Source organism: Streptomyces sp. NPDC007095, assembly GCF_040634475.1.
Taxonomy (GTDB): Bacteria; Actinomycetota; Actinomycetes; order Streptomycetales; family Streptomycetaceae; genus Streptomyces.
In genome coordinates, this window is the sequence record NZ_JBEYFS010000375.1 from 1 (window position 1) to 6845 (window position 6845).

A 6845-nucleotide genomic window follows, 5' to 3' on the forward strand; every position below is an offset into this window, starting at 1 on the left:
ACGGGAACGGGAACGGGAACGGGAACGGGAACGGGAACGGGAACGGGAACGGGAACGGGAACGGGAACGGGAACGGGAACGGGAACGGGAACGGGAACGGGGACGGGGACGGGGACGGGGACGGGGACGGGGACGGGAACGGGAACGGGAACGGGAACGGGATGGGGATGGGGATGACAAGGATGGTCGGCCGGTTTCGGACGGGCGTGGTTGGCCGATCTCATCAGAAACGTACGCGCGTGTTGTCCTGATGTACAACGTGGGCGCCGCCGCGAGCTTCGAGACTCGGTTCCATGACCGAAGTGAGCATCCGTACCGTTCACGACGTCGCCGGGATCGGCGCGGTGGCCGACCTCTTCAGCGACGTCTGGCAGTCGCCCCGCAGCAACCCGCCCTATCCGGCGGAGGTGCTGCACAGCCTGGTGCACGCCGGAGGTGCGGTGCATGCCGCGTACGACGGGACACGGCTGGCCGGAGCCGCCGTCGCCGTGTTCGGGGAGCCGGGGCGGCAGGACACGTACTCGCTGGTCGCCGCGGCCGCCGCCACCGACCGGGGTGCCGGGTACGCCGTGAAGCAGGCCCAGCGCGCCTGGGCCCTGGAGCGCGGCGCCCGCACCATGCGCTGGACCTTCGATCCGCTGGTCGGCCGCAACGCCCGCTTCAACCTGGTCAAGCTGGGGGCCACCGGCACGGAGTACCTGGTCGACTTCTACGGGCCCATGGCGGACGGGGTGAACGACGGGGACGAGAGCGACCGGCTGACCGTGACCTGGGATCTGGCCGCGCCCCGTACGCCCAGTACACCCGGGGAGGCCGGCGACCGTGACGCCGCGCCCGCCCCCCACCTCGCCCCCGACGACGCCTTCCTCGCCCGCCGCGACACCTCCGACCGGCACATCTGGTGCCGGGTCCCGGACGACGTCGTCAAGCTGCGCGCCGCCGACCCGGTGCTCGCGCTGCGCTGGCGCCACGCCGTACGCGCGGTCTTCACGGAGGCCTTTGCCGAGGGGTACGTCGCCACGGGGATGTCCCGCGACGGCTGGTACACCCTCACCCGCCCCGCCACGGAAGGCGCCGCATGAAACTCGAACGCGTCGAAGTCGTCCACATCGCGCTGCCCCTCGTCACCCCCTTCCGCACCTCCTTCGGGACCATGACGACGAAGGACACCTTCCTCCTGCACGTCGTCACGGACGCGGCCGAGGGCTGGTCGGAGTTCGCCGCCGACCCCGAGCCGCTGTACTGCTCGGAGTTCGTGGCCGGCGCCGAGATCGTGCTCCGTGACTTCCTGCTGCCGCGCGTGGCAGCCCTCCCGTATCTCACGGCCGCCGCGCTCGCCCCCGCGACGGCGAAGATCAAGGGGCACGAGCTGGCCAAGGCGGCCCTGGAGACGGCCGTCCTCGACGCCGAGCTGCGCGCGTACGGCATGTCGCTCGCGACCTACCTCGGAGCCGTCCACGACCGCGTGCCCGCCGGAGTGTCGGTCGGCATCAAGGACTCCGTCCCGGCACTCCTCGACGACGTCGAGCGCTATCTCGCCGAGGGGTACGTCCGGATCAAGCTGAAGATCGAACCCGGCTGGGACCTGGAGCCCGTACGGGCCGTGCGTGAGCGCTTCGGGGACGCACTGCCGCTCCAGGTGGACGCCAACACGGCGTACTCGCTCGCGGACGCCGAGCACCTGCGCCGGCTCGACGCGTTCGGGCTGCTGCTCATCGAGGAGCCGCTGGAGGAGAACAACCTCCACGCGCACGCGCGGCTCCAGCAGCGCATCGCCACCCCCGTGTGCCTCGACGAGTCCCTGCACAGCGCCCGCGACACCGCCTCCGCGATCGCCATGGACGCCTGCCGGGTCGTCAACGTGAAGCCCGCCCGGGTCGCCGGCTACCTGGAGGCGCGCCGCATCCATGACGTCGCCCACGCGCACGGGGTGCCGGTCTGGTGCGGCGGCATGCTGGAGACGGGCATCGGCCGGGCCCCGAACCTGGCCCTGGCGGCCCTGCCGGGCTTCACCCTCCCCGGTGACACCTCCGCCTCCAGCCGCTACTTCGCCGAGGACATCACCGAGCCCTTCGTCCTTCAGGACGGTCATCTGCCGGTGCCGCGCACTCCGGGCATCGGGACCGAGCCGCTGCCGGAGGCGCTGCGCCGCTTCACCACCGCCCGGCGGGACCTGTACGGAGGCCGCGCCGAGCGGTGACGTTAGATTGATCCTGTGCTCTCTCGCCTCACACGCCTCCAGGCCATCGCCGTCTGCGCCGCTCCCGTCGTGGCCCTGCTCGCCACGGCGGCGTTCGCGCCGCTGCCCTTCTCCGTGGCGCAGCCCGGCATGACGGCGAACGTTCTCGGCGAGAACAAGGGCGACCCGGTGATCACGATCAGCGGAGCGCCCACCCGCACGACGAGCGGGCAGCTGCGGATGACGACGATCGAGGCGACCGGGCCGGACGCGAGCGTCAGCCTCGGTGACGTGATCGACGGCTGGTTCCGTACGGACCGGGCCGTGATGCCGCGCGACTCGGTCTACCCGAGCGGGAACTCCGTCAAGGAGATCGAGCAGCACAACGCGGACGAGATGAAGAAGTCCCAGGACACGGCCACCGAGGCGGCGCTGTCCTATCTGCACGAGAAGAACGACGTGAAGGTCACGCTCAAGCTGGCCGACGTCGGCGGGCCCAGCGCCGGACTGCTCTTCACGCTCGGGATCATCGACAAGCTGGACGGCGACGGCAGCGGCGGCGACCTCACGGGCGGTCGCGACGTCGCGGGTACGGGGACGATCGACGCCGACGGCAAGGTCGGCGCGGTCGGCGGGGTCGCCCTGAAGACGCAGGCCGCCCGGCGCGACGGCGCGACGGTCTTCCTGGTCCCGAAGGCGGAGTGCTCGGACGCCAAGTCGGAACTGCCCAAGGGGCTGCGACTGGTTCCGGTGACCACGCTCAAGGGCGCGGTCGACGCGCTGGTCTCCCTGGAGAAGGGGAAGGGCTCGGTCCCCAGCTGCTAGCGAGCCGCGCTGGTGCGCCGCTAGTGCGCGACGGCGATTCGGGGGGCGGCGGCGAGACGCAGTCCGACCTCCACGAGGGTCCAGCCGAGGCGGGTGCGCAGTTCGCCGGGGCGCCGGGCGGAGGTGGCCAGGCGGTGGGTTTCGGCCTGGGCCCGGAGTTCGGCGGCGCGGGTGTGGTGCAGGGCGAGGTGGGTTTCGGCGTGCGTCATGGGTGCGTCTCCGTTCGGTCCTGCGTGAGGGGGAAGGCGTGGGTGTGGATGCGGACCTGCTCCGCGGCGGGGTCGTCCTCGGCGTGGGCGAGGGGCCGGTAGCTTTCGAGCAGGTCGTGCATCTTCTGGATGAGTTCACGGGACTGCGCGGCCGTCAGCCGTAGGGTCCAGTCGCTCATGTCGCTGCCCCGGTACCAGTCCTCGGACCAGTCGTCGCGAGTACCCAGCCACGTCGACAGCTCACGCGTGTGCGTGGTCGCGATCTCATGCAGGTACATGTCGGCCGCTCCGCGCACCACCGGGTCGCCGTCCTTGAGCAGGTTCGCGTCGAAGTACAAGCCCTGGTCGACGGCCTGCCACCAGCGCTCACGGCCCTTGCCCCGCTCGGGTGCGTCCTCGACGAAGCCGTGCGTGGCCAACTGCCGCAGGTGATAGCTGGTAGCCCCGCTGGACTCGCCCAGCCGCTCGGCGAGCATCGACGCGGTGGCGGGCCCCCGCTGCCGCAGCGCGTACAGCAACTGCATGCGCAGGGGGTGGGCGATGCCGCGCAGGGTGCGGGCGTCGAGGGTGCGGACCAGTCGTTCCTCGGTCAGAGGTTCCTCTTCCATGCATGCAAAGGTAGCGTTGCAAAGAAATGCTTGCAAGGGTTTCTTTGCAACCACTCCTTTGGAAGGTTTCGGCCCGCTCACCCTCCCTTGACGAATCGTTCCCACAGGTTGAGCGGGAGCGAGTCCTGCTGCCAGGGTTCATGGTCAGCCGCACGTCCCGAACCGCATGGGCCGCGATGTGATCGGCGTTGGTGTCCACACCTGTCACCCGCTCAGGTACTGCCGAGTTCACGCCACATGCCCGGTCGTCGGTCAGTGCTCGGTCGCCGCCTGCTCCACCAGCGGGATGATCCGCAGCGGAACGGGGTTCTCCATGACGATCGCCGTGGAGGCCCGGACGATGCCATCAAAACCGACGACCCGGTCGATCACACGTTGGAGATCGGCGTTCGAGCGGGCCACCAGGCGGCACAGCATGTCGCCGCTGCCGGTGGTCGTGTGCAGCTCCAGTACCTCGGGGACGGTCGCCAAGTGCGCCCGTACGTCTGTGCCTTGTCCCTGCCGGATCTGCAGCGTCGCGAAGGCCGTGACGGGGTAGCCGAGCGCGGCCGGATCCACCTGCGGACCGAATCCCCGGATGACTCCATTCGATTGAAGGCGGTCCAGCCGGGCCTGCACGGTGCCGCGCGCGACCCCGAGCCGCCGGGACATCTCCAGCACGCCGATGCGCGGCTCCTCGGCCAGCAGCACGATGAGCCGGCCGTCCAGGTGATCGATTGCCATGCCGCCCTCCCGGGTGGTCATCATGTACAGAACGCCCGCAGGCATGAGCCTTTTGCTGAGCACATTGTCCAGCTCTCACGCAAACTATTGCGCACCTTGTGGAACGGAGAGAGTCTGCGGCCATGACGCAGACCACACACCTCACTCCCGACACCGCCCGGCAGGCAGACCCCTTCCCGGTCAAGGGAATGGACGCGGTCGTCTTCGCCGTCGGCAACGCCAAGCAGGCCGCGCACTACTACTCCACGGCCTTCGGCATGCGGCTGGTCGCCTACTCCGGACCGGAGAACGGCAGCCGCGAGACGGCGTCGTACGTCCTCGAGAACGGCTCGGCACGCTTCGTCCTCACCTCTGTCATCAAGCCCGCCACCACCTGGGGCCACTTCCTGGCCGAGCACGTGGCCGCGCACGGTGACGGGGTCGTCGACCTCGCCATCGAGGTCCCGGACGCGCGCGCCGCGTTCGCGTACGCCGTCGAGCACGGCGCCCGCCCGCTCGCCGAGCCCTACGAGCTCAAGGACGAGCACGGCACCGTCGTCCTCGCCGCGATCGCCACGTACGGCGAGACCCGGCACACGCTCGTCGAACGCACCGGCTACGACGGCCCGTACCTCCCCGGGTTCACCGCCGCCGCCCCGATCGTCGAACCGCCCGCCCACCGCACCTTCCAGGCCATCGACCACTGCGTCGGCAACGTCGAACTCGGCCGCATGAACGAATGGGTCGGCTTCTACAACAAGGTCATGGGCTTCACGAACATGAAGGAGTTCGTGGGCGACGACATCGCGACCGAGTACAGCGCGCTGATGTCGAAGGTCGTCGCCGACGGCACGCTCAAGGTCAAGTTCCCGATCAACGAGCCCGCCATCGCCAAGAAGAAGTCCCAGATCGACGAGTACCTGGAGTTCTACGGCGGCGCGGGCGTCCAGCACATCGCGCTGAACACCAACGACATCGTGCAGACCGTACGCACCATGCGTGCGGCCGGGGTCCAGTTCCTGGACACGCCCGACTCGTACTACGACACCCTCGGCGAGTGGGTCGGCGACACCCGGGTCCCCGTCGACACCCTGCGCGAGCTCAAGATCCTCGCCGACCGCGACGAGGACGGCTATCTGCTCCAGATCTTCACCAAGCCGGTCCAGGACCGGCCGACCGTCTTCTTCGAGATCATCGAGCGACACGGCTCGATGGGCTTCGGCAAGGGCAACTTCAAGGCGCTCTTCGAGGCGATCGAGCGTGAGCAGGAGAAGCGCGGCAACCTGTAGGGATCAAACGCGGATATCTGTCGCCTGTCGCCTGTCGCCTGTCGCCTGTCGCCTGTCGCCTGTCGCCTGTCATCTGTCATCTGTCATCTGTCATCTGTCATCTGGCAGCGGGCAGCGGGCAGCGGGCAGCGGTCATCTGTCATCTGTCAGCGTGACGCCGTGTGTCGCGGCGCCGGCGCCGGTGCCGGCGCCCGCGTTGCTCTGGGTCGACGGGGCGCCCGCGGGGCCGCCGGGTTCGCCGGATTCACGGCAGTGCCCGGCGGCCCCGCCGCGCCCTCCGGTTCCGTCGGGGTCTCGTCCTTCGGCTCGGGCAGCGGCTCCGCCGGCGGCTCGCCGAGGGCGGCCAGGGCGTGCCGGGCCTGGGGGGCGAGGACGGGGGAGAAGTACGGGTTGATCTGGAGGGACTCCGCGATGTGGCGGCGTGCGGGCGCGAGCAGGCCCAGCTCGCGTTCGATCTGCCCCCGGTGGAAGACGTACAGCGCGCTGCGGACGCCGCCGCCCTTCGTCTTGTCCGTCGCCTTCGTCGCGAACTTCAGCGCCTCCTCGTCCTCCTCGGCCCGGTGCAGCGCCCATCCCAGCGCGTCCGCGACGGCGACACCCGGCTGGCGCTCCCACTCCTCGCGCAGCCGGCGCACCGCGTCCTCCGGATCGCCGTGGTCCGCCTCGAACAGCCCGAGGACCAGTTCGTCGTCGACACCGGCCGCGGCGTCGGTGCGCACCCGCTCCCGCAGCAGGGCGTACTGCGTCTGTGCCGCGTCGCGTTCCCCCAGCGTCTCGTACAGCTCGCCCAGCTCCAGCGCGTACCGCGGATCGGGCTCCTGGGCGAGCGCCGCCTGGTACGCACGCAGCGCCTCCGCGTTGCGCCCGAGCGCCGCCAGAGCACGCCCCTGTCCGGCGAGCGCGCCGTGCTGGTGGGGATCGTTGCTCAGCGCGGCCTCGTAGTAGCGCAGCGACTCCTCGCGGTCCCCGCGCTCCCAGGCGAGCCGGCCCGACTGCGCCAGCAAGGTCGCCCGCTCGGCCGGTGCGGTGGCGC

General features: G+C 70.4%; 9 protein-coding genes. 5 read left to right on the top strand and 4 right to left on the bottom strand.

The genetic code is table 11. From position 1 onward, the window contains the following. From ABZ656_RS55100 to ABZ656_RS55115, 4 genes are all read left to right on the top strand, one after another. Positions 1-251 (top strand): hypothetical protein (locus ABZ656_RS55100; protein ID WP_360279874.1); only part of this gene is annotated, 251 nt, incomplete at its 5' end. Positions 252-293: 42 nt separating this feature from the next. Next, the gene (locus tag ABZ656_RS55105; protein WP_360279877.1) at positions 294-1082 is read left to right on the top strand and encodes a chorismate synthase; all 789 of its coding nucleotides are present in this window, start codon (positions 294-296) and stop codon (positions 1080-1082) included. Further along, positions 1079-2200: an o-succinylbenzoate synthase gene (gene menC, locus ABZ656_RS55110; RefSeq protein WP_101404910.1), complete on the top strand. Its 1122-nt coding sequence runs from the start codon at positions 1079-1081 to the stop codon at positions 2198-2200. Before ABZ656_RS55105 ends, menC begins: the two co-directional genes overlap by 4 nt. A 15-nt stretch (positions 2201-2215) precedes the next feature. Then, on the top strand, positions 2216-3004 hold the full coding sequence (locus tag ABZ656_RS55115; RefSeq protein WP_360279880.1) for a S16 family serine protease: 789 nt from the start codon (positions 2216-2218) through the stop codon (positions 3002-3004). Positions 3005-3024: 20 nt separating this feature from the next. On the opposite strand, the gene ABZ656_RS55120 is transcribed toward ABZ656_RS55115, so the two are convergent. The 3 genes from ABZ656_RS55120 to ABZ656_RS55130 all read right to left on the bottom strand — a co-directional run bounded on the left by ABZ656_RS55120 (position 3025) and on the right by ABZ656_RS55130 (position 4544). Further along, the gene (locus ABZ656_RS55120; protein WP_101404912.1) at positions 3025-3213 is read right to left on the bottom strand and encodes a hypothetical protein; all 189 of its coding nucleotides are present in this window, start codon (positions 3211-3213) and stop codon (positions 3025-3027) included. Next, positions 3210-3821 (bottom strand): helix-turn-helix domain-containing protein, encoded by a 612-nt coding sequence (locus ABZ656_RS55125; RefSeq protein WP_360279883.1) that lies wholly within the window; start codon positions 3819-3821, stop codon positions 3210-3212. Before ABZ656_RS55125 ends, ABZ656_RS55120 begins: the two co-directional genes overlap by 4 nt. Positions 3822-4073: 252 nt before the next feature. Beyond that, on the bottom strand, positions 4074-4544 hold the full coding sequence (locus ABZ656_RS55130) for an Lrp/AsnC family transcriptional regulator (RefSeq protein ID WP_054229681.1): 471 nt from the start codon (positions 4542-4544) through the stop codon (positions 4074-4076). 122 nt (positions 4545-4666) lie between these two features. Between ABZ656_RS55130 and hppD the strand changes: the two genes are divergently transcribed. Beyond that, entirely contained in the window at positions 4667-5812 is a 1146-nt protein-coding gene (gene hppD / locus ABZ656_RS55135; RefSeq protein WP_101404914.1) for a 4-hydroxyphenylpyruvate dioxygenase, read from the top strand. A gap of 146 nt (positions 5813-5958) precedes the next feature. Here the strand turns inward: hppD and ABZ656_RS55140 are convergent. After that, positions 5959-6845 (bottom strand): tetratricopeptide repeat protein (locus ABZ656_RS55140; protein ID WP_360279887.1); only part of this gene is annotated, 887 nt, incomplete at its 5' end.